The sequence below is a fragment of the Flavobacterium sp. 21.1 genome (genome assembly GCF_057801535.1).
In genome coordinates this window covers 200,564-223,708 of record NZ_JBYNXA010000004.1, presented here as the reverse complement: position 1 = coordinate 223,708, position 23,145 = coordinate 200,564, and the positions used below count along the sequence as shown (strand labels likewise).

Sequence of the window (23,145 nt, the reverse complement as noted above, 5' to 3'; positions counted from 1 at the left end):
CTTAATTCCCTTTAAACCTTTCCATTGTAGCGACTCCATCTGCACTAATTCCTTCACGCACAAACACTTTCATCACTGTCATTAAAATAATTTTGAGATCCAATATAAAACTTAAATTGGAAACATACCAAACATCGTACTCAAATTTCTGTCCCCAACTAATGGCATTTCTCCCATTTACCTGTGCCCACCCGGTAATTCCGGGACGAACGTTATGTCTTTGTCTTTGAAAATTATTATATAAGGGAAGGTATTCCGGCAGCAACGGACGCGGCCCGATCAGACTCATAGTTCCAAGCAACACATTGATCAATTGGGGAATTTCATCAAGAGACGTTTTACGGACAAGACACCCTATCGCAGTAAGTCGCTGTTCATCAGGAAGAAGATTACCATCTCTATCCTTACGGTCATTCATCGTTTTAAACTTGATGATCTTAAAAATAGCTCCGTTCTTACCCGGACGGTTCTGAACAAAGAATGGTTTTCCGTCATTCGCAAAAAACAGACAAACGGTAACGAACAGAAAGACAGGACTCAACAAAAGCAAGCCAGCCAGAGAAAGTAAGACATCGAAAAAACGCTTAAAAAAGACTCTATACATTTCTTTCCAAACTTTTATATTCTTCTAAAATCGCATTCCACACGACTTGTTGCTGGTAACGTTGCACGATCATTTCCCGGGCATTTTGTTTCATGTGTGCAAATAAATCGGGTTTATTCATCACATCTAACATGGCAGCAAAAATTGCTTCCGAAGATTTTGGCGGAATGATGATTCCGTTTTCTCCGTTGGCAATTATCTCGTTGCAACCATTGATATCACTCACAATCGAAGGAAGCCCCATCGCTCCGGCCTGCATGACTACATTAGGAAAACCTTCGCGGTAGCTTGGAAAAACAAGGCAATTGCTGATGGCAAAATAAGTCCGGACATCATTCTGATAGCCGACCGTAATAATATTTTGATTGTTTTCAATCGCATTCTCCGTTTCAGGCAATAAGGGATCTAATTCCTTTTCAAGAGGACCTACCAACAAAAGTTTACAGTTTTTATCCTTCAATTTAGAAAAGGCCGTTACCAGCTCGTTGATTCCTTTATCGGCTACAATTCTTCCGACGAAGATAAAAACAAAACTGTCTCTGTTGATACCTAATTCCGATCGGAGTTCCGCTTTTTGTGTTTCTGAAATAATATGTTCCGAAAAATAATCGGTATCAATCCCATTGGAACTGCCTTGACCTATCACCTCTAACTTATCACGATCGCAAAATTTTTCCTCAAGGATAATTTCCTTTAGTCCGTTAGAATTCGGATATACTCTAGTGGCAGCAGCATAAGTCAGCTTCTCGACCAAGCTCAATAACTTCCTCTTATTTCCCTGAGTTTCTAAAAGTGGTAAACCTGCCACGGTATGCAAACGATGGGGCACTCCGGCTAATTTAGCGGCCCACATCCCAATGGTTCCTGCTTTTGGTGTATGGGAATGAACAATGAAAGGCTGTTCCTTTTTAAAAAACCAAAAAAGCTGCCATAACGCGATAAGATCCTGAAGCGGCGTTATTTTTCGGGTCAGACTGGCTTCAAAAGTCTGAACCCCCTGATTTTTACCAAATTCATTCAACCGTTCCTTTTCCGAAGAAACAGCAATTACCTCATAATGCATTTTCATGAATCGCAGTTGGTTCTCAAGCAATTTTTCAAGAGAAAGCGGGATAGTGGTAATACGAATGAGTTTTTTCATTTGGATTTGGGAATCGTTTTATTTCTCACTTCAGCAATTATCCAAAGTAACACTAAGGCCACAAAAGGCTGGATCATGATTTTTGTTCTGGCAAAAATACCAAACCCTGAATAACGCTGCACTATGAGAAGTCCTGCAAGTAATGCAAAAAAAAGGATTATTTTAAAAACAAACGGAAAAACTATCTTCTTCCAATGCCAGAGTATGAGAATCAAAGCAACTACGTGAAGGAATAGCAACAATGCATTTTCCAATCCCAATACAGCACCATACAAACCAGGAACTTCATTTATAAAAGGTCGAAAAAAGAAGGTAAAAACTTTATACGGATAGGAATACTCTATTATGGGCACATAAGTTCCTGATTCTCTAAATGACAAAAGCGAAAATTCATTAAAGCGCTGTATTCTGGCAAAATCAAACCGTTTGATTTGCGATAATTGCAAAAACATATAAAACAAGCCGAAAAACAGAAGCAAGGCAGCTCCTGAAAGCATGAATTTTATTTTAGCGCTTCCTTTTCCAAAGAAAAGATAAATCACAAAAACGCTAAACAACAGCAATAGGGCAATGTGAGGCCGAATCAGAATTAGCAAAACGACCGATATTAGCATAGCTTTTGAACGGTATTTTTTCTTCGCTAATTCCAGTAAAATTGTTGCTATAAAAAGGAAACATACGGCTTCTTTCCCTAACATTGCTGTCCAGAAATGCAGATTGGGCAAGAGCAGCAGTAACAGATAAACATCAATTCCTCTGTACAGTAATTTTCCACCCGTAAAAAGCTTACACAATCGGTAAAACTGGATAATCCCAAGGAAACCTATAAGACTGTAAAGTATAAATCCGACGCGGATATCAAGTCCCAGCAGTTTAGCCAAGGGATAGTTCAACAATAAGATGAAATCAGAACCGTAAAAACGCAATTCCGAAACGGCTTTTGACGCAGAGGATTGCAATTGAAACCAGTAAAAAGCTGCATCGCCTCCTTTTTTACAGTAATAATCCCATGTCAGGAATGTAAAAAACAGATGGTAGCCCAGAAGAAAGACCAGAAAAACACTTTCCTTATGTTGTTTCCAATTCATCAGCGTTTCTTATTCATTTCCAGTTCTTTCCGGTAGGAGAATGCCCAAAGAATAAACAGCAACAATCCCGGCAGGAACATATTCCGCATTCGGATCATGATTCCAAGATTCCCTAACGATTGTGAGAAAGCCAATGTTCCGATGATCAGAAACAGTAAAAGCCCTTTGAGGATAAACGGCATCGCTTTAAAAGTTTTTACGAGATTATTTCTGAAAATATTTACCGTAATAATCAGCAGCAGTAAATTTTCAACTGAAGCAATGGCCGCGGGAATTCCGTTAATATCAAAAAACAATGGACGGAACAAAAACGTAAATACCTTTAAAGGAAAAGGATATGACGAAATGTCGATACGCGAACCAGAGCTGGCACGGCTTAACAAACCGGCTTTCTTTTCTGAAAACTGCTCAAAACTGTCAATAGTGGTTTCTTCGATTTTTGCAAATTCCATTACGGAAGGTAAAATTGCAATTCCAATACCAATTAAGACAATGGAAAGCACAACCCTTTTGGCGCCTGAAACTTTCGAACTCATGATATAGGACAAACCGAAAGAAACCAGCAGGAATAAGGTAATGTGCGGTCTGACAATATACGAAAGGAACATAGCCATAACAATCAATAAGATACGTTTTGGTATGTTCAGAAGTCCGTAGGAGAACATTCCGATACACAAAAAAAGAAGCGTGTCTTTCCCTACACCCGCACTCCAGAAATGCAGGTTCGGCATAAAGAAAACCAACGGAAAGAGCGTGTATTTTCCGAATTTAGAATTATACGGTATTGTTTTTAGCGCAATTACATAGAAGAAAGCCAATCCTATAAAACCCAATAAAGAATACAACATCGTCCCTGAAAAATAGGAAAGACCTAGTATTTTGGCCGGAAAATAATTCAGTGCAAATAAAATATAGGTTCCTTTTTCGCCGACGATGAACTTGTCAAAATCTTCGGCCGTCATTGTTTGGGCAATTTTCCAGTAACCTACTGCATCTCCGGAAACGAAAAAGCAGTAATATACCCCGAAAACCAAGTGATAAAAGAATAATTTCCTGAGATTTTGCAAGTCGGCGGAACCCAGGTCATTTTTAAAAGAAGCAATAAACCCGAGTCCGAAACCAATGATCAGTATTAGGAAGACTATGTCCAAATGCGCTTACTTAGAATAAAACCATTTATTTCTTCTTTCAGTATACCTATTGCCTTCTTTTCGAAAATCAGATAATACGCATATCCGGCCAAACAGCAAATCGCTATCGGAATCGCAAGTGCTAACGCGTATCCTACTCCGTTACTCACTTTTGGCAACAATCGGATGATCACCATTTGAATTGGATTGTGAAGAAGGTATATGGAATAGGTTGCATTTCCGATCAACATAAAAGGATTGTTCTTTTTCAAATCGAAACTCAGATAGGTAACCGAATAGTAAAAGGTAAAGAAAGTAAACAGCGAAAAGAATATGTTCTCGGAAAAACGGAAAACTTTTTCAGCCATTCCGAATTCGGATAAAAACAGTACTCCGAAGACAACCATCAAAAGCAATGTTCTTCTGTAATTCCAGATGATTCCACGGGTTACGATCTGGGCGAGCACATAGCCGAAAATGAATTCAATATTGTAAATCGCAAGGAATACTTTTCCGAACGGGTTCTTTATGATACCGTCAAAAAATGGAATTCCGCCGTAATTGCTAATCAATATTAAGACAGTCCAAACAACCACAAAATAATTCCACACTTTCTTTGAGAGAAATGACATAGCGAATAAGAAATAGAACATCAGTTCAAAAAGCAATGTCCACGCCACGGAAAGTGCCGGATTCCCTCTCGGAATCAAGGTTACGGAACTAAAAATACTGATATCCCTGCTCGAATTTGAAAGGTCCGGAAGCAATTTATACAGGAAAAGCATTGCGATCCCCACCGGAAGATACGGCACATAGATTCTCAGAATCCTTCCCACCACATACTCTTTCAAAGCATTGGGAGTACCATATTTGAAGTGCGCAGAATAGGCAATGATAAAACCGGAAAGCACGAAAAAAAAGTCAACGCCCAATTTCCCGATCAAACCGACGATGTTAAAAAAACTATTGCCGGTGCTGTGATAATAATCCAATGATCCCACTGCATGATGAATAACAACCATCAGTGCAGCAAAACCGCGGTAAACCTGTAAAATATCTAAATATTTTGCTCTTTGAACTTGTAACATTATGGTATAGGGGGCCTTTGTAGAAGTGGGTTAAACACTTAAAATTCTTATTTTCTCAATATCACGATCATTTTTTTAAGATTCGACTGAATGGTATATTCTTTTTCAATCAGTACCCGTCCATCATGTCCAAATGTAAAGCTTTTTCTTCTATCCGATATTAATTCTTCTAAAGATTTCAGCCATTCTTCCTTATTTTTAGCAAAAAAGCCATTTTCACCGGATTTTACCACTTCTTTATTCATTCCGACAGGTGATGCAACAACGGGAATTCCACAGGCCATATACTGAATCAGCTTATAAGCGCATTTTCCTTTTTCCCACAGGGAATTTTCCAAAGGCATTAAACCGATATCAAAAGCAGCAATGGAATCCGCTTCCGTATCTTCCGACCATTTGATAAATTGGATGGGGAAAGCAACAGGAATATCTTCTTTCGCCCCGACAATATGAATTTCAATCGGATAGCGTTTTGAAAGCACTTCAAAAACAGGAAATATCGCTTTGATATATTTAAAAGTCGAAGGCGAACCGATCCATCCGATGATTGTTTTCTCTTTTGCTGTTTTCTGAGCAGTCTTATACCTTGAAATATCAACTACGGTGGGCAGAATTACCACATTTTTTGCGCCTGACATTTCAGCTTTTTGCGCAAGATAACTGTTTCCAACGGTGACGGTTTCCGCATTTTTCATTACAATCCCGATTTTATCTTTGAGAAAAAAACGAATCAGGCTGTTGCTACTCAAATCGTAATTATGAAAAATCGCATCATCATAATCAACAACGTATTTAACATTTAAAACCGCTAAAACCCTTTCAAAAAAAGCCGGAAAATAGGGAAACAATTCTTTCTCTATAACCACTTTATCGTATTTAAAAACAGTGAAAAGCACCATGAATCGCTTCAGATAAGCCCATAAGATATTCGCAACCGATTTTTTCCCGCTGTACAAGGCTTCAAGATAAGCATCATTGAACAACGGACTGACAGCAACTGTAATGCCTTCCTCTTCCAAAAAAGGAAAAAACTGGAAACTTCTCAGGCGACTGCTGGCTCCTAACCTGCTGTATTTGGTAAAATATAGGACTTTCATATTTTTCGAATGGCCGTTCGGTAACTTTCGGCGCTTTTTTCCAGTGAAAAATAGTTTAACGCTTCCTTTCGAACCGAGGATGCAAAGTCCGAATTTTTTAACTGCAATGAAAAATCAGCTGCTAAATTTATCGCTTCCGGATCATTGTGATCAAAAAGGAAACAATGCGGTACTTTTTCGAGAATAAGATCGGAGTCTCCAATTCCTTTTGAAGCAATGGTAGGCAAGCCCATCAGAAGGTATTCACCAAGTTTAATAGGTGCCACACCCTGCATACTGAACGTTGGTTTTCGAATGGCAAAGGAGCAATCCCCAGTATTCAGATATTTTTGAACCTCAACAAACGGCACACTTTTTATAATTATCGCTTCTTTGAATTCTTCCGGAATGCGCTGCACTGCATAATCAGGATTTCCGGTCAAAATCAGAAACTTTGCGTTTTTATTCTTAGAATGAGCAGCTTTAAAAATGGCTATCATTTCCTCCCAACCGTATTGAGGTCCGAGGGAACCACAATAGACGAAAACAAAATCCGTTGGCATAAGCCCGATTTCCTGGCGCACCAAAGTTCCCGTATTTTCATCCGGAGAAAAGAACGAAGCGTCTCTACCGTTAAAAACCACATCGAATTTTTGACGGTACTGCTCGCCTATTTTTTTAAGATGGATGTCAATTGCTTTTTGTGAGCGGGTTATGATGCCATCTGCCTTGAGCAATAATTTTGTTTCTTCTTTTTTCAGCCAAAGATATTGCTTACTGCTTGGTGACAAACCTGCAAAATCTATACGTTCTTCCAAAGGTAAACCATCCGCGTCAAACAGGATTTTCAAATTTTTCACCTTCAGCCTATTTATCATTACCGCAGGCATTGTACTTCTCGGCATGACAACCGAAATGGAATTTCTTTTTATATAATCCTCAAGAAAACGTATCCCTTTAAACAAAGTGTATATGGTCCCAAGAATTCCTATTGGTTTTTTATGGATTTTGACGGAAGTGTATTTTATATTGAAATCCTTTGCAATCTGAGCGACTTTCTCCGTTTTAACTGCATCGGCCCATGTAAACTGAACGATGTGAAAACGCACTTTTTCTGTTTTTGCAATTTCGTTGAAAATAGGCAGAAACAGACCTTCCATATAACTGGTTTGTGGTCCGTCCCAAGTGACAAAAAGTATATTTAAACCTGTGTTACTCATTCAATTCAGCTTTACTTGCAGCACTTTTAATGGTGGTGTATTTTGTTTTAAGTTTTAAGAAACGCTTTTCAAAATAATGATATGAAATATGAGAAACAACTATAATCGCAGGAATTACCATGACAAAGACCAATATGGTTTTCAGCAGGATGTTTTCTATAGGCAGCCATAAAAATAAGTAGGACATCAGGTAGATCACTAACGGATTGTAAACGTAAAGTCCGAACGAAATTTTCCCTAAATAATCCATCAAATTATTTTCCAGTGAAATCAGTTTATTGGGATTACCAATCTGATTGAGTATGATGACCAGCGTAAAAACCGACAGGATTTCATGGTCAATAATCGAGGTAATGTGAAATTTATTGAACGCTACAACGACAAAAAACAACCAGGCTGCAATCTCAACCCATCGTTTCATTACAAAGACCAATTTATCTTTATGATGAAAATAAAGATAGGCACCCAATCCTCCCAATGCCAAACATCCGAATCGGGTGTAATTTACAAAAACCAGAATAGAGTAAGGCGCATGAAACACTCTTAGCCCTAATTTCAGCAGCACATAAAAAATCGGAAAAAGAATCAGAACCTTTAACAGAATAGTTGTTTTCTTTACGATCCAGGGCCAAATCGCGTAAAACTGTTCTTCAACTCCAAGCGACCAGTAATGCCCAAGCATCATGCTAGTGGTTTGGCTGCCTATGGCCGGAATGATTTTTGCAAACGAGTTTTTGAAATTCGGAATCATCAGAAGGTAAAACAAAATGGGCCAACCGATATTATTAATCCCTGTCATTGCAATGATGATGAAAATATACACATAATACAACGGCCAGATTCGGAGTACCCTTCTCATGTAAAATTTTTTCACATCTATGGTTCCGCTTTTCTCTAATTCAAGCAGAAGCAAATAAGTGATCAAAAAACCACTGAGCGTAAAAAACATGGTCACACCGTAACTGGCTAAGTCCAACAACTCACCTTTGGGCAGTTTAAAATAATCCAACCTGTTGTTGATATGCGAAACCACCACCGCCATGGCTGCAATAGCGCGGATTCCGTTCAGACCAGGTAAAAATACTTTTTCACTACTCATGTATTATTCTTTTTTGCAGTAGAAGTTTGTGGTATAAAGCTTCCACATTGTTTACATACCTTTCTTCTGTGTAATTGTTCATGGCTCTTTCGAAGCCTTTGACACCCATTTGATGTCGCAAACCGGCATTGTTGTATAATTCCCTTAACTTCGATTCAATGGCATCCACATCATATTTTTCCACCAAAAAGCCGGTTGCATTATTTTCAACTATGTATTTCATTCCGCCTACATTGGTTGCTATGACAGGAATCTTATGCAACATCGCTTCAGCTAAAACTAATCCAAAAGATTCGTGCGCCGACACCAAGGCAAAAACATCAAAAATCTCATAATATTTGGAAACCGAATTCTGATAGCCTGCAAATATAACTTTATGTTCTATGCCTAATTCCTTTGCAAGGCGGATGTAATTTTCTTTTTCATTTCCTTCCCCAACCAAAAGCAGTTTTACATTTTCGGTTTGCGCACTTACATTGGCAAAAGCTCTAATCAAATCAGAAAAACGTTTTGTGGCATCGCTTAACATTCTGCCGACAGATCCAATTACAAAATCATTCACACTCAAGTCCAACTGTTTTCTCAAATTTGAAACCTCATCTTCAGAAACCTTTTCCGGAATGGCAACCCCGTTATTGATAAGAAAGACTTTTTCCTTCTTTATTTTTAATTTTTTGGTCAGATACGCTACGGAAGCCGGTGAAACTCCGATAACGGCATCAGACAATGATACCAGTCCCTTCATTAAAAGATTTCCTTTCCAGCGTCTGTTTTGCGGATCGGACGTTTCTTCCACAATAATAATCGGCACTCGTTTAAAAAAACCATTAACAGCTGCCATAGTCACGCCTTCAAAAACGGCTCCATGGATAATATGTGGTTGAAATTCCTTGATGACTTCGATTACTTTTTGATGTTGTTGGTACTCGAACGGGTGATTCAGCAATCCGATCTCGATGACCTCAACGCCTTGTTTTCGGATTTCATCGGCAAAATTGCCTTCGGTTTTTGTACAAATGATCTTCAGTTCATACTTCGATTTATCCAAAAGCTTCGCCATGGAAAGACGCCGACGCTCGACCCCTCCAAACCCAATGGTTTCGACTATGTTTAAAACCCTAATCATTTAAGCTCGTGTAAAAATCCTCCAACTGTTGCACATAATTTTCAACCGTAAAAACTGTTCCGACCTTTGCATAGCCTTCTTTACCGACTTTCTCCAATTCTTCAGATGGCATTTTTATTATGGCGTTTAATTTCTCGGTCAGTTCCTTTCCATTCTTCGGATCAAAAAGCCAACCGGTTTTCCCATTATTGATGATTTCCGGCAGTCCGCCAACATTTGAACACAAACACGGAATCCCAAGCAGCATAGCCTCCACAGCCGCAATACCGAATCCTTCGGATAACGACGGAAGTACAAAAAGATCTGCTTTGGCCAAGTATTTTTCCGGTTCGGAACTAAAGCCGGTTAATGTTACTCTGTCGGCAATATTCAATTGATCAATTAACTTCTCCAGGTTATCTCTTTCCCGACCATCGCCCACAAGAATCATTCTGCATTTTTGGATATCTAAATTTGAGAATGCGCGAAGCAGCGCTTCTTGATTTTTGACTTTTTCCAATCGGCCCACGGTTACAATTGTAAATAAATCATCTTTAGTCATTTCCACCAATTTAGGCACACTGACAGGATTATAAATCACCACACCTTTCGAAGACCCGATCTCATTTATCGAAATGAGGAAATCTTTAACCGCCTGAGAAACACAAATAACTTTATCTGTCAGCTTGTAAATAAATCTAAACAGTAACTTAGCTTTGGCGGAATGATTTGGAAATCCGATTTCTTCGGCCACAATTTTGGGAACACCGGCTAATTTGGCTGCCAGTACACCGTGAAAATTAGCTTCGGCAGCAGCGGTGTGTACCACATCCGGTTTTTCTGTTTTAAACCATTTGTATAATGTCCAGATGTTTCTGAAATTCGAGACCGACGGATTCTGATTAAAAATGACAACGGGAAATCCGTTTTTACGTATTGCTTCCTCTGCAAAACCGCCGTGACCGATGGCTGCAAAAACATATTCATTTTTATATAATGACTTACCTTCGGTAAAGGAAACATATTGTTTTTCCTGTCCACCGAAATCAAGCAATGTGGTAAGTCGTATTATTTTCATTTGGGATGCAATTCAGGCGCAATTTTCGTAAAGATATAGCTGAAAATCAAATTATTTCTGACTTTTCTTTTTTGAAAAAGACGCAAGCAGGGTAATCCCTTCTGAAACAAGCCTTTTATCTGTAATATAAAGCGTTGCAGAATAGGCAGCTATACCTATCGTAACTTTAATAATCAGCGCTGCCAAAAGTGAATTGACGGAAATAAAATTGACGGAATACATCAAAAAAGCCATCAAAAATATCGAAAAAAGGATTGATTTAATATGTCGGAACACGTCTAACAAACTCAAATCAATTAGCCGGATGGCAATAGCGTACACGGGAAAAGCAATTAATGAACCTACAATCAAATAGCCAAGTGTCAGTCCGTAAATTCCGTAATGTACTCCGATTGTAAACGTCAGGATCAAAATCAGGTTAACCCAAAGTGAGACCCTAAAAGCGATATTAGCCTTACCTAATGAGTTATACAACAATCCGTTCAATGATACCAACGACTGAAAAGCACCTAAGACGCTCAACATCGAAAGAATCGGAATCATCTTTGACCAATTTTCGCCAAAAAACAACAGAACGAATTCTTTGGAAACCAATGCCAGCGCAATCATTATAGGAAAAGTGATGGCTGCAATGAATCTTATCACTTTCAGATATTGGGAGCGGATTTGCGGAATATCGTGCTGAATTTTGGAGAATGCCGGAAACAAAACCCTTGAAAAAACCGAAGTGATGTTTTTCAGCGGAAGCATCATCAGGGAATACGCTCGGGAATAAATCCCTAAGTCGGAGCTTCCCAGTACTTTTCCGATTATAAAATTATCATAGTTGCGGGACCAGTAATTAATAGTCGTATCACCGAGAACATTCAACCCGAAGGAAGAAAGTTCCTTTATTTTACTCCAATGAAAAATAAAATCGGGAGTCCAATGTGAACTGATCCAATACAAAAGGGAATTCACAATGGCTGTGGTAAGATTCATCCATACAATTGCCCAAACTCCATAATCTTTATAAGTCAGATAAAAAGCCACCACATATCCCAAAATTACAGCGATCCAATTGAAAACCACCTTCTTTTTGAAATCGAGATCCCTTATCAAAAGGTTGGATTGCACGGAAGTCAGCGAGGTCACTATGAAGGTCAGACACAAAACCCTGATAATCAAAACCAGCTCCGGCATTTTGTAAAAACTGCTGATGAGCGGCGCTGCAAAAAAGAACAATAAATAGAGTATGGAGCCAATTGCCAAATTGAACCAAAAAACAGTGGAATAGTAATCGTTATTGGTTTCTTTTTTCTGAATCAGTGCCGTTCCGAAACCCATATCAATGAAAAAAACAGCGAAATTGGTAAAAACGGTCACCAATCCGACCGTTCCAAAAACAGACGGCGCTAAAATACGCGCCAGATAAATACTGAAGAGAATGAAAACAAACTGCGTTACAAACTGATCTATAAATGACCACGCCAGGCTGTTCTTTACCTTATCTTTAATTTCCGCCGACATCAGTTAAGTATTGAAGCCCAAGTATCAATTATTTCTTTTCTGAAAAAATAGTCTTTAATCGGCATTCTGTTTTGTTTGCACAGTTGTTTTTCGGATTCAAAATTTCTCAATATTGCATCTGTTTTTGAGGAAAGTCCTTGAAAATCGTCGATTTCAGAATAATGCAATCCAATCTTTTTAAACGTTTTATACGGAAGCCAAGAGCCTGTAATCACGCTGCTGCCGGCATACAGCATTTCGGTCATCGTAGCGCTTAACGCATCCGAAACCGGCGTATGAATAAAAATGTCGGCGGCCATTCGGGAAAAGATCAGATTCTCATTTACAAAAAAGGCATCAGAAATGGTATAACTTATCCCTAAGTTTTTCAGGCACATTTCCAGTTCTTTTTTATACGGTTCTTTTTCTTCTTTTGAAATCCCGTATCCCAAATGAATATAGAGATGAAGATTTTCTTTGTTGCTGCAATTGCTTAATCCTTTTATAATTTCGAAATGATTGTTTTGCGGATTGGCATTATGCCCAATCTGAACATTCAACTTGGTCATGTTATATCCGAAAGCCTGCTTAAATACTTCGAGACCTTTGCTATCACTTTCTTTTTGGTCTATTCCTTCAAACACTTTATCATCAATAGGAAAAGTCACCACTTTTATTTTATCAAATAAATTTCTTCCGAACTTAGAAAGCACAATCTCTCTCATTTCAACAGACTGACAGGTGATGACAGTAGCTTTATTGAGTGCTTTTTTAACAAAATAATGATTGAAAGTATCGGAAGTCCGCATTAAATCGGAACCCCAAAAGGAGCAGACAATATTTTTACCTTTCGGAACAAAAAACACTTCCCTAAGATAACTGTACTGTAAATAATGAAAATGAAAAGTATCGTACTCCCCGAAATTATTGTTTGCGTTGAAGAAAGCTTTTCCTTTTACACTTTCGATAAAAAAATGAAGTGCTTTTTTCAGTTTCCGTTCAACTAATAAAATGAAGAAAAACGTCGCGTAAAAATGTCCCGAGAACAATATGAAAAAAAAAGCCGTTACATAAGAAGCTAAAGATATGGTCCTTTGGATGCCATCATTACTGTACATCCAGTCCTTGACTTCCGAGTTGGCGCTCAGCTCTTTGTATTTCGGAACGGAAATAACAAAGTCAGGGTAAGCTTTCTTTAAAGTCCCATATAAAAAAGACAGAAAATTATTCTGTTCTACTCCTAAAACCAGAACTTTTTTACCCATGAACTCCTATGATTAAGCGCTATAATTTAGCATCGGCTACTTCACCCAAGATCCCTTTGACGTCAAACAACAGACTGTTTTCCTTTCTTAATGATCCAAAGTCCATATTTAAGAATTCTGTATGCGCCACTCCTAAAATTACGGCGTCATATTTTTCATTTGGAATTTCGGTTGTAGTCACCAATCCGTATTCGTGCATGACCTCCGATGGATTTGCCCATGGATCATAGATCGTCAGGTTCGTTTCATAATCTTTCAAAGCAGAAACCACGTCTACTACTTTGGTGTTGCGAACGTCCGGACAGTTTTCCTTAAAGGTGATCCCCAGCATTAAAATTTTTGAACCGTTTACTTTGATGCTTTTTTTAATCATCAGTTTAACAACCTGTGAAGCCACATATTCCCCCATGCTGTCGTTAAGACGTCTTCCGGCAAGGATAATCTCCGGATGATAACCGTGTTCCTGTGCTTTTTGAGCTAAATAATACGGATCCACTCCGATGCAATGTCCGCCTACCAATCCGGGCTTGAATTTTAAGAAATTCCACTTTGTTCCCGCTGCTTCCAATACGGCATGAGTATCAATATTCAGGATATTGAAAATTTTAGCCAACTCGTTTACGAAAGCAATGTTAATGTCACGTTGTGAATTCTCAATTACTTTTGCCGCTTCAGCAACTTTGATGGTCGGCGCCAAATGTGTTCCGGCAGTAATTACTGATTTATATAATGCATCAACTTTCTTTCCTATTTCGGAAGTAGAGCCTGATGTAACTTTTAATATTTTTTCTACTGTATGCTCTTTATCTCCGGGATTAATGCGTTCAGGAGAATAGCCGGCAAAAAAATCCGTATTGAATTTCAGGCCGGAAATCTTTTCGAGCACCGGGATACATTCTTCTTCAGTAACCCCCGGGTATACTGTAGATTCATAAATAACGATATCCCCTTTTTTCAATACTTTCCCTACCGTTTCACTGGCTCTGTATAAAGGTGTTAAATCCGGTCTGTTGTTTTTATCTACCGGCGTCGGAACTGTTACGATAAAATAATTGCAATCGCTGATGTCTTCTAAAGTTGCCGTACAGTAAAGTCCGTTTTCCTGTGATGTTTTATCTTTTAGAACTGATTTAAGAACATCATTTGCTACTTCCAAAGTAGCATCGATTCCCTGATTCAGTTCTTCAATTCGAGCTTTATTTACATCAAATCCGACAACAGGATATTTTGTCGCGAATAATCTTGCCAACGGCAAACCCACGTAGCCTAATCCTATGACTGCAATTTTTATATTCATTATATTTTTTTTTCTTATTTAAGATCCTATAGACTGATAAACAAATCCTATTTTTTCAAGTTCTTTTTTATCTAATAAATTTCGACCGTCGAAAACGAAAGCCGGTTTTAACATGCCATCATAAATCTGTTGCCAATCATATGTTTTGAACTCATCCCACTCTGTCAAGATCGCAATGGCATGTGCGTCCTTACAAGCTCCGTATGGATCATTTTTAACAGTAATTCCTTTTTTGTTCTCAGATTCAGAGCGGGTTTCAAGATAATTCAAATCGGCTAAAATTTGTGCTTCTTCCACTTTTGGATCAAAAACCGAGATATTGGCCTGTTCGCTCAACAAATCATCAGCAACATAAATTGCTGCAGATTCTCTCGTATCATTGGTATCCTTTTTAAAAGCCCAGCCTAAAAAAGCTATCTTTTTCCCCGAAACCGTGTTGTATAACGTGCTGATTATATTTTTTGCAAAACGACGTTTCTGATGATCGTTCATTAAAATAACCTGTTCCCAATAATCCGCCACTTCATTCAAACCGTAAGTCTTTGCAATATAAACCAGGTTCAGGATATCCTTCTGGAAACAAGAACCTCCGAAGCCTACTGAAGATTTAAGGAATTTAGGTCCGATCCGGCTATCCATTCCGATAGCTTTGGCAACTTCATTTACATTTGCTCCTGTTTTTTCACATAATTCGCTCATTGCGTTTATGGAAGAAACACGTTGTGCCAAAAAAGCATTTGCGGTTAATTTTGACAATTCCGATGACCATACGTTCGTGGTTAAAATACGGTCTTGCGGAACCCAGTTGGTATAAATTTCTACCAGTGACTGCATCGCTTTTTGTCCTTCCGGAGTAGAATCACCCCCAATCAAAACCCTGTCCGGTGCTAGTAAATCACTTACTGCAGTCCCTTCTGCTAAGAATTCCGGGTTGGATAGAATCTGGAATTGGACTCCGTTACCCGTATGATCCAATATATCTTTAATTGCGCTGGCAGTTCGCACCGGCAATGTGGATTTTTCAACTACTATTTTATCAGTTTTGGCTACCCTTGCAATTTGGCGGGCACATAATTCGATGTGTTTTAGATCTGCCGCCATTCCTTTTCCGACGCCGTATGTTTTTGTCGGAGTATTTACCGAAATAAAAATCATATCTGCTTCTTCGATGGACTTATCAACTTCTGTAGAAAAAAACAGATTTCTCCCGCGGGCTTCGGCAACAATCGCAGCTAAGCCAGGCTCATAAACCGGGATATTCTCGGTATTGGCATCATTCCATGCGGCGATTCTTTTTTCATTTAAGTCTACAACAGTTACTTTGATATGCGGGCATTTTTGCGCAATAACCGCCATGGTTGGTCCTCCAACATATCCTGCACCGATACAACAAATATTCTTTATCATGCTTATTTAAGATTTTCCCAATACCACTTAACAGCTTCTTTCAGACCTTGCGAAATGGAGAATTGCGGATTGTAATTTAATAGTTTTTTTGCCTTTTCAATACTGGCAAGAGAATGAGGTATATCGCCTATTCTGTTTGGTCCGTGAACCGCTTCAATGTCCGCAATTTTCGGATCGTATTCGGAAAGACAGTCTTTTAAATGACCTACTAAATCGTTCAAGGTTGTTCTGTCTCCGTATGCTGTATTGTATACCGTATTTATGGCTTCCGGATCTTTAGCAAGCATTACCAACTCGTTCATCTGAAGCACATTATCAATATAAGTAAAGTCTCTCGAATAATTTCCGTCTCCGTTGATTACCGGACTTTCATGTTGCATTAGTTGTATAACGAATTTAGGAATTACCGCGGCATAAGCTCCATTTGGATTTTGTCTGCGTCCAAAAACATTGAAATAACGCATTCCAACAGTCTCCATACCGTATGTTTTGCTGAAAACATCAGCGTACAATTCGTTTACATATTTGGTGATGGCGTAAGGAGATAACGGTTTTCCGATTACTTCTTCCTGTTTTGGCAAAATATCCGAATCCCCGTAAGTCGACGAACTCGCAGCATAAACAAACCTTCTGATACCCGCTTCTTTTGATGCGTGCAACATGTTTAGAAACCCGGAAATATTTACCTCGTTGGTTGTAATTGGATCCTGAATCGATCTTGGGACCGACCCTAAAGCCGCCTGGTGCAAAACATAATCAACACCATCAAGGGCTTTCAGACAAGTTTCATAGTCCCTAATATCACCCTCGATCAGTTTGAAATCGGGGTTAGATAAAAAATCCTGAATATTATGCCTGAAACCTGTTGAAAAGTTATCCAGACAAACCACCTTATGATTCTTTGCAAGAAAGTATTCACACAGGTTCGAGCCGATAAAACCAGCTCCTCCGGTTATAAGAATAGTATAATTACGCTCAGACATCTTTTTTAGTTTGGAAACAAAGATACGTTAATTAAAAAAGTTTTTGCATTACCAATTGAAGCCACGTAAACAAAAAATCATTTTTTGTTTAGAACAGATTACTGAGCTTTTAATTTCTAAAAATAAAATCCTTAATCTTTTCAAAAGTAGTTTTTGGCTTGAACTGTTCAACATATCCCGCTCCGTAGGCACCATATCCGTAGCCGTAGCCATAGCCGTAACCATAGCCGTATTTGGCGCTGCTTTCAAATCCGTTAACAACGATACTGATATTATGCAATTCGCCTCTTTTGTGTTTCTCATTGATGATAGACAACATTCCCTTATTTGTAAAAGCCTGTCTGACAATATAAATGGTCGCATCACAAAATTGAGCAAGCTCCAAGGCATCGGAAACCAATCCGATCGGCGGCGTGTCCAGAATAATGTAATCATAACTCATTTTCAACTCGTCGATCATTTCCTTCATACTCTCGCCAAGAATCAACTCGGACGGATTTGGAGGAATCGGCCCTGAGGTAATTACATCAAGATAAGGAATGTGCGTCGCTTGTATAACTTCCCCTATCGTCTTTTGCCCAATTAAATAATTTACGGCACCAATATTGTTTTCAATATTAAAGTCCCCAAAAATTCTCGGTTTTCTAAGATCCAATCCTACAATTACTGTCTTTTTCTCACTTAAGGCAAATACGGTTGCCAGGTTTATAGAGCAAAACGTTTTCCCTTCCCCACCGACCGATGATGTGATCATTAATGTTTTAGTCCCGTCTTTCTGCTGTTTTTTATACAAAAACTGAAGGGAAGACCTAATAGCCCTGAATGATTCTGCCAAAGGCGATTTTGGTTTTTCAAATACAGCTAAATTATTGTCCGTATTCTTTTTACCAACCACGCCAATAATCGGAATTTTTGTCAATCTTTCAATATCTTCCGTATTGTGAATTGTTTTATCCAGAATAGCTTTAACTAATAAAATGAACAACGGTACAAGAAAACCGATCAAAAAAGCCATCGCATAATTAACTCTGGTTTTAGAGCCCAACAAACCACCTCCTATATCTTTAGCATTATCGATAAATTCGATATCAGACACGTTTGCCGCTTTTACAATATCCGCTTCGCTTCGCTTTTCAAGAAAAGTATTATAAATATTATCGGTCAAATCATGCTTTCTGGTAATTTTCAGCAATTGCTGCTGTTCTTCCGGCAGTTTTTTAATGGTACTTTCCGCGGATGCAATGTTCTTATTGACCAAAGACAAATCAAACTGCAAAAGTGCTTTAGCATTGGAAATATTTTCCAGCAACACTTTCTTTAAAGCGCTCATTTCGCTGTCAAAATCTTTGAACATTTTCTCATTTTTGACAGAATAAGCCTTTTCAGAACGAAGTTTAGAAAGTTCGATCAATTTAGTTACATTGGCTACGATGTTAGGTTCGTCGATACCTGCAACCGTTGGAGCAGGAAGTTTTGAAAAGTCATTACTGTTCAGTAAATAGCTTCTTAGTGAATTATAATAGGCTATTTTTCTTGAAATTGCATCTTTTTCAACGTCATAATTTGTCAATTTTTCGGTTAAAACTTCACCTCCGCCTTCTAATTCAAAGATATTCTTGTCTTTTCTGAAATTCCTCAGTTCATTCTCAGCCAACTTAATATCATCTTCCATTGCCAGTAATGTGCTGTCAATGAATGCGATGGTATTTGTAGCAAACTGGTTTTTGTTTTCTAACTCTTTTTCCTTCAGAACTTTTACAGTGGAATTCAGATATTCCACCAGTCGGGCTTTGTTAGTCCCTCTCATGCTTAGTCTGATGATTGATCCTCCGCTATCATCGGCAATAACACCCAGACCCTGATAACCGGCAACAGTTCCGTCAAAACTATTGAATCTGATATAATATTCGCTTCCTACATAATCGCCCGGGTTCGAATTTATAAACAACTTCAGATTCAAAAAAGGCAACTCAACCAATTGTCCAACCTTATATTTTTTCGCAAACTCCCCCGTTTGGACATTTGCTGTCCCGCCCTGATTGTCTTTATAAACTATCGTACCAACAGAATTGGCCTCAAACGGAATCGTAATTTTATATTCATTTTGGCTTAAAAATTTAATTTGGATCGGCAAACCTGCCAATTGAGTCTTACTCTGATCGATTTCGACATAAAAAGGAACCGTTCCGTAAACATCTTCAAATCTGAATTTGCCCTGAACCAGATAATCAATGTAGTATTGTAATTCATCGACAACGATTTCATTATGCGACCTTGATTTCAAGGTATTGACAACGGTCTGCACTTTATCTGAGGTTCCACCCCAATTAAACACCAAACTGGTATTCGATGTAAAAAACGGATTGTTTTCATCTTTTACCACAATGGACGCATTCATTTCGTACATGTTTTCCTGACGAATATTGACCTGATATGCGACCGTAAAAGTTATGATAAAACTCAATACAAACCACTTCCAATACCCTAAAAGCTTCGTTACAAAACTTTTAAAATCAAAATTATTATTTCGTTCAAAAAAGGTAAAATCTTTAGGATCAAGCATTTGCCAATTATAAATTTTTAAGTAATAAAAGTGTTGTTGTAACTAAAGACAAAGCTGTAATTATCGTAGCCACAGACTGCGTACCGGTAGTACCTGTTCCCCACGATTTTTGCTTTAAAGGTTTAATGTAAATATAGTCGTTCGATTGAAGATAATAATACGGTGACTTCATCACAGCTGCATCCGTCAAATCAATAGTATGGGTTTCTGTTCCGTGGGGATACTGACGGATAATCGAAACTTCCCTTCTGTTTCCGGTCATCGTAATATCTCCGGCATTGGCAATGGCTTCCATGATGGTTGCTTTGTCCTGAAACAACGTTTTAGTACCAGGACTCTGAATTTCCCCGTTGACCGTATATCGCAAGCCCGCCAATTTAACTATAACAAAAATATTTGCCTCTTTTTTAAAATAGTCATCCAAAAGCTGTTTTTCGATTTTTAGTCTTATTTCGTCAAGAGTATAACCTAAAACATTCATTTCGCCTAATACCGGAATTCTAATATTTCCATGATCATCAACCGTAAATCCGTCAAAATACAAAGACTGTTCCGTCGGACTGATATTTTGATCTTCTGAAGGCGAAAACATACCGACCAACTTTTGATCTAAAGCCTTAATCTTTATACTTAATATATCATTTACCTGCACCCTGTACGGTTTGTTTACAATCGGATTGACGTTTACCGTCAAACTGTCCTGACCTTTATTTTGAAGATATGTCAACTCTCTTGTTGATACACACGAAACCGAAGAAAACCCTATAATTAACAGCAAAAGAAATAATTCTTTTTTCATCATTCTCATTTTAAAAAAAACAAATATAGTTTTTCAATTCAAATTTTTAAACTTATTCGGAGATATTACTTGAAAAAGTAACAATTACAAATTCTTTAACGAATTCTCAAAGGGAATACGCTGCATCAAACTCCTTCCCAAAGTCACTTCATCAGCATATTCCAACTCATCTCCTACGGCAATTCCGCGCGCGATAGTAGAAGTTGTGACTTCATAATCCTTAATTTGTTTGTAGATGTAGAAATTCGTGGTATCGCCTTCCATGGTCGAACTCAATGCAAAAATAATTTCCTTCACATCTCCTGTTTTCACTTTTTCCACCAGGGAATTTATGTTTAACTGACTTGGCCCCACGCCGTCAATAGGGGAAATTTTTCCTCCCAGCACATGATACAAACCTTTAAACATTCCGGTATTTTCCAATGCCATAACGTCGCGGATATCTTCCACTACACAAATCACCGAAGCATCACGGGAGGGATTAGCACAAATTTCACAAATCTCCACATCCGAAATATTATGACATTTTTTGCAAAATTTAATTTCTTCACGCATCTTGAGCAGTGCGGTTGTCAACTGTTCCGTCTGTTCTTTCGGCTGTTTCAGTAAATGCAGCACGAGGCGCAATGCAGTCCGCTTTCCGATACCGGGCAACTGAGCCATTTCGTTTACTGCCCTTTCTAATAATTTAGATGAAAATTCCATGTAGCAAAAGTAATTAATTTGAAAATTATCCCATTTGACAATTTGAAGATTATTTATGTAAATTGGCACTTTAAAATTTAAACAATGACATCGGCAACCATACTTACCATTATTATCATTTACTTCGGGCTTCTGATTCTGATTTCCAATATCGTAAGTAAAAAAGATCACAGCAACGATACTTTTTTCAAAGCGAATAAAAATTCAAAATGGTATCTGGTAGCTTTCGGAATGATCGGAACCGCGCTTTCCGGCGTTACATTTATATCGGTTCCTGGTGAAGTTGGGAATCCGGATTTACAATTCAAATACTTCCAGTTCATCTTAGGAAACGCCATCGGATTTCTAATTATTGCCAAAGTACTGCTGCCACTGTATTACCGGATGAACCTTACGTCAATCTATGGCTATATTGAACAGCGTCTGGGAACCATCAGCTACAAAACTTCCGCAATCATATTCCTGATCAGCAGAACAATCGGATCGGCCTTTCGTTTATATTTGGTTGTAATCGTACTTCAGCGTTATGTCTTTGACGATTTCAAAGCACCTTTTGCCGCAACCGTTCTGATTTCATTAGGCTTAATTTTCGCCTATACCTATCGTGGCGGATTAAAAACGATCATCATCACCGATACACTACAGACTTTCTTCCTGGTATCTTCTGTTTTTCTTACGATTATTTTTGTCTGCAGAAGCTTGGATTTCGGAGCATTCGAAGCATTCGAAGCCGTTAAAAACAGTAACTATTCAAAAATATTTTTCTACGAAGATTACCTGCAGGGCAATTATGTCGTAAAACAGATTCTGGGCGGAATTTTTGTAACTATTGCCATGGTGGGACTGGATCAGGATCTGATGCAGAAAAACCTAAGCTGTAAAAACATTGGCGAAGCACAGAAAAACATGTTCACTTTCACGGGAATTTTTGTACTGATCAATATTTTCTTCTTAAGTGTGGGAGCATTACTTTATATGTACGCTGAGAAAAACGGAGTTGCCATCCCAACAGTTGACGGCATCACCCGAACCGATTATCTTTTCCCGGAAATCGCCTTCAAACATTTAAGCATCATTCCGGCTGTAATCTTTCTTTTGGGATTAACAGCGGCCACATTTGCTACAACCGACAGTGCACTTACTGCTTTAACAACGTCTTTTTGCGTGGATTTCCTTGGCATGGACAAAGCCGAGAACGCAAACAATATGAAAACCGTAAAAACCAGACATTTGGTTCATCTTACATTTTCATTCTTAATGTTTTTGGTGATATTGGTTTTCAATTCTCTTAACGACAAATCGGTGGTGACCATGATTTTTACGGTGGCCGGCTATACTTATGGTCCGCTTTTAGGCTTATACGGTTTCGGATTGTTTATAAAATCGAAAACGGTTAGGGACAAACTGGTGCCGCTTGTTTGTATCGTTTCACCATTGATTACTTATTTCATCAATTCAAATTCCAAAGAATGGTTTGGCGGTTATGTGTTTTCGTTTGAACTCATCATCGTAAACGGATTAATTACGTTGCTCGGCTTACTGTTGATAAGCAAACCGGCAACAGGCGAAACCCGATTCTAGAATTGATTGGTAGCAAGAAGTACGAGAGTACAGGCAGCTTCAAACGGAATATTTTCCTTTTCGAGCACCTCAAAAAACTCTCTGTTTTCTGCGCCGGGGTTAAAAATAACCCTTTCCGGTTTCAGGCCAACTACATAATCGTAATATTCCTTTTGACGCATTGGGTTAAGGTACAAGGTTACCGTATGAATATTCTCAAAGAGTAATTTTTCGGTTTCAATATTCACATTCCCGACATTGTCCTTGTGGCCACCTATTGCCACTACTTCATGCCCATGCTCCAACAAACTGTTGACCGCCAGAAAAGAATAACGTTCCGGATGTGAAGAAGCTCCTATTACCAAAGTTTTCATCTGTATAATTTTTTAATAAAGTTACTGTTTTTATGCATTTTTTCCTATTTTAGTGAATCAGGAAATTTCAGTAAA

20 protein-coding genes are annotated in these 23,145 nt (G+C 38.4%); 1 reads left to right on the top strand and 19 read right to left on the bottom strand.

Annotated features, from left to right (window positions below; translation table 11 throughout):
- Position 1: 1 nt before the first annotated feature.
- From AC3E9U_RS10440 to recR, 18 genes are all read right to left on the bottom strand, one after another.
- Positions 2 to 604, bottom strand: coding sequence for a sugar transferase (locus AC3E9U_RS10440; RefSeq protein WP_488746850.1), 603 nt, complete (start codon positions 602 to 604; stop codon positions 2 to 4).
- On the bottom strand, positions 597 to 1,745 hold the full coding sequence (locus tag AC3E9U_RS10435) for a glycosyltransferase family 4 protein (protein ID WP_488746849.1): 1,149 nt from the start codon (positions 1,743 to 1,745) through the stop codon (positions 597 to 599). Before AC3E9U_RS10435 ends, AC3E9U_RS10440 begins: the two co-directional genes overlap by 8 nt.
- A complete protein-coding gene (locus AC3E9U_RS10430) occupies positions 1,742 to 2,833 on the bottom strand; it encodes a hypothetical protein (RefSeq protein ID WP_488746848.1) in 1,092 nt (363 codons plus the stop codon). Before AC3E9U_RS10430 ends, AC3E9U_RS10435 begins: the two co-directional genes overlap by 4 nt.
- A complete protein-coding gene (locus tag AC3E9U_RS10425) occupies positions 2,833 to 3,984 on the bottom strand; it encodes a hypothetical protein (RefSeq protein WP_488746847.1) in 1,152 nt (383 codons plus the stop codon). The genes AC3E9U_RS10430 and AC3E9U_RS10425 overlap by 1 nt, the downstream gene beginning before the upstream one ends.
- Positions 3,975 to 5,051, bottom strand: a complete 1,077-nt coding sequence (locus AC3E9U_RS10420; RefSeq protein ID WP_488746846.1) for an acyltransferase family protein — start codon at positions 5,049 to 5,051, stop codon at positions 3,975 to 3,977. Before AC3E9U_RS10420 ends, AC3E9U_RS10425 begins: the two co-directional genes overlap by 10 nt.
- A gap of 47 nt (positions 5,052 to 5,098) precedes the next feature.
- Positions 5,099 to 6,148, bottom strand: coding sequence for a glycosyltransferase family 4 protein (locus tag AC3E9U_RS10415; RefSeq protein WP_488746845.1), 1,050 nt, complete (start codon positions 6,146 to 6,148; stop codon positions 5,099 to 5,101).
- Positions 6,145 to 7,347 (bottom strand): glycosyltransferase, encoded by a 1,203-nt coding sequence (locus AC3E9U_RS10410; RefSeq protein WP_488746844.1) that lies wholly within the window; start codon positions 7,345 to 7,347, stop codon positions 6,145 to 6,147. The genes AC3E9U_RS10415 and AC3E9U_RS10410 overlap by 4 nt, the downstream gene beginning before the upstream one ends.
- Complete coding sequence (locus AC3E9U_RS10405) at positions 7,340 to 8,446, bottom strand: acyltransferase family protein (protein WP_488746843.1); 1,107 nt, start codon at positions 8,444 to 8,446, stop codon at positions 7,340 to 7,342. Before AC3E9U_RS10405 ends, AC3E9U_RS10410 begins: the two co-directional genes overlap by 8 nt.
- The gene (locus AC3E9U_RS10400; RefSeq protein ID WP_488746842.1) at positions 8,439 to 9,572 is read right to left on the bottom strand and encodes a glycosyltransferase; all 1,134 of its coding nucleotides are present in this window, start codon (positions 9,570 to 9,572) and stop codon (positions 8,439 to 8,441) included. Before AC3E9U_RS10400 ends, AC3E9U_RS10405 begins: the two co-directional genes overlap by 8 nt.
- Entirely contained in the window at positions 9,565 to 10,629 is a 1,065-nt protein-coding gene (locus tag AC3E9U_RS10395; protein ID WP_488746841.1) for a glycosyltransferase, read from the bottom strand. The genes AC3E9U_RS10400 and AC3E9U_RS10395 overlap by 8 nt, the downstream gene beginning before the upstream one ends.
- A gap of 51 nt (positions 10,630 to 10,680) precedes the next feature.
- Complete coding sequence (locus AC3E9U_RS10390; protein ID WP_488746840.1) at positions 10,681 to 12,138, bottom strand: MOP flippase family protein; 1,458 nt, start codon at positions 12,136 to 12,138, stop codon at positions 10,681 to 10,683.
- Positions 12,138 to 13,382 (bottom strand): hypothetical protein, encoded by a 1,245-nt coding sequence (locus AC3E9U_RS10385; RefSeq protein ID WP_488746839.1) that lies wholly within the window; start codon positions 13,380 to 13,382, stop codon positions 12,138 to 12,140. The genes AC3E9U_RS10390 and AC3E9U_RS10385 overlap by 1 nt, the downstream gene beginning before the upstream one ends.
- Positions 13,383 to 13,401: 19 nt before the next feature.
- A complete protein-coding gene (locus AC3E9U_RS10380) occupies positions 13,402 to 14,679 on the bottom strand; it encodes a nucleotide sugar dehydrogenase (RefSeq protein ID WP_488746838.1) in 1,278 nt (425 codons plus the stop codon).
- Between the two features lie 18 nt (positions 14,680 to 14,697).
- Positions 14,698 to 16,086 (bottom strand): UDP-glucose 6-dehydrogenase, encoded by a 1,389-nt coding sequence (locus AC3E9U_RS10375; RefSeq protein ID WP_488746837.1) that lies wholly within the window; start codon positions 16,084 to 16,086, stop codon positions 14,698 to 14,700.
- Positions 16,087 to 16,088: 2 nt separating this feature from the next.
- Entirely contained in the window at positions 16,089 to 17,069 is a 981-nt protein-coding gene (locus AC3E9U_RS10370; RefSeq protein WP_488746836.1) for an SDR family oxidoreductase, read from the bottom strand.
- Between the two features lie 109 nt (positions 17,070 to 17,178).
- Entirely contained in the window at positions 17,179 to 19,632 is a 2,454-nt protein-coding gene (locus AC3E9U_RS10365) for an exopolysaccharide transport family protein (RefSeq protein ID WP_488746835.1), read from the bottom strand.
- A 7-nt stretch (positions 19,633 to 19,639) separates the two neighbouring features.
- Complete coding sequence (locus AC3E9U_RS10360) at positions 19,640 to 20,431, bottom strand: polysaccharide biosynthesis/export family protein (protein ID WP_488746834.1); 792 nt, start codon at positions 20,429 to 20,431, stop codon at positions 19,640 to 19,642.
- 84 nt (positions 20,432 to 20,515) lie between these two features.
- Complete coding sequence (gene recR / locus AC3E9U_RS10355) at positions 20,516 to 21,136, bottom strand: recombination mediator RecR (protein ID WP_488746833.1); 621 nt, start codon at positions 21,134 to 21,136, stop codon at positions 20,516 to 20,518.
- Between the two features lie 84 nt (positions 21,137 to 21,220).
- On the opposite strand from recR, the gene AC3E9U_RS10350 reads away from it, so the two are divergent.
- Positions 21,221 to 22,717, top strand: coding sequence for a sodium:solute symporter (locus AC3E9U_RS10350; protein ID WP_488746832.1), 1,497 nt, complete (start codon positions 21,221 to 21,223; stop codon positions 22,715 to 22,717).
- Here AC3E9U_RS10350 and AC3E9U_RS10345 read toward each other — a convergent pair.
- Positions 22,714 to 23,070: a CoA-binding protein gene (locus tag AC3E9U_RS10345; RefSeq protein WP_488746831.1), complete on the bottom strand. Its 357-nt coding sequence runs from the start codon at positions 23,068 to 23,070 to the stop codon at positions 22,714 to 22,716. The genes AC3E9U_RS10350 and AC3E9U_RS10345 overlap by 4 nt on opposite strands.
- Positions 23,071 to 23,145 lie beyond the last annotated feature (75 nt).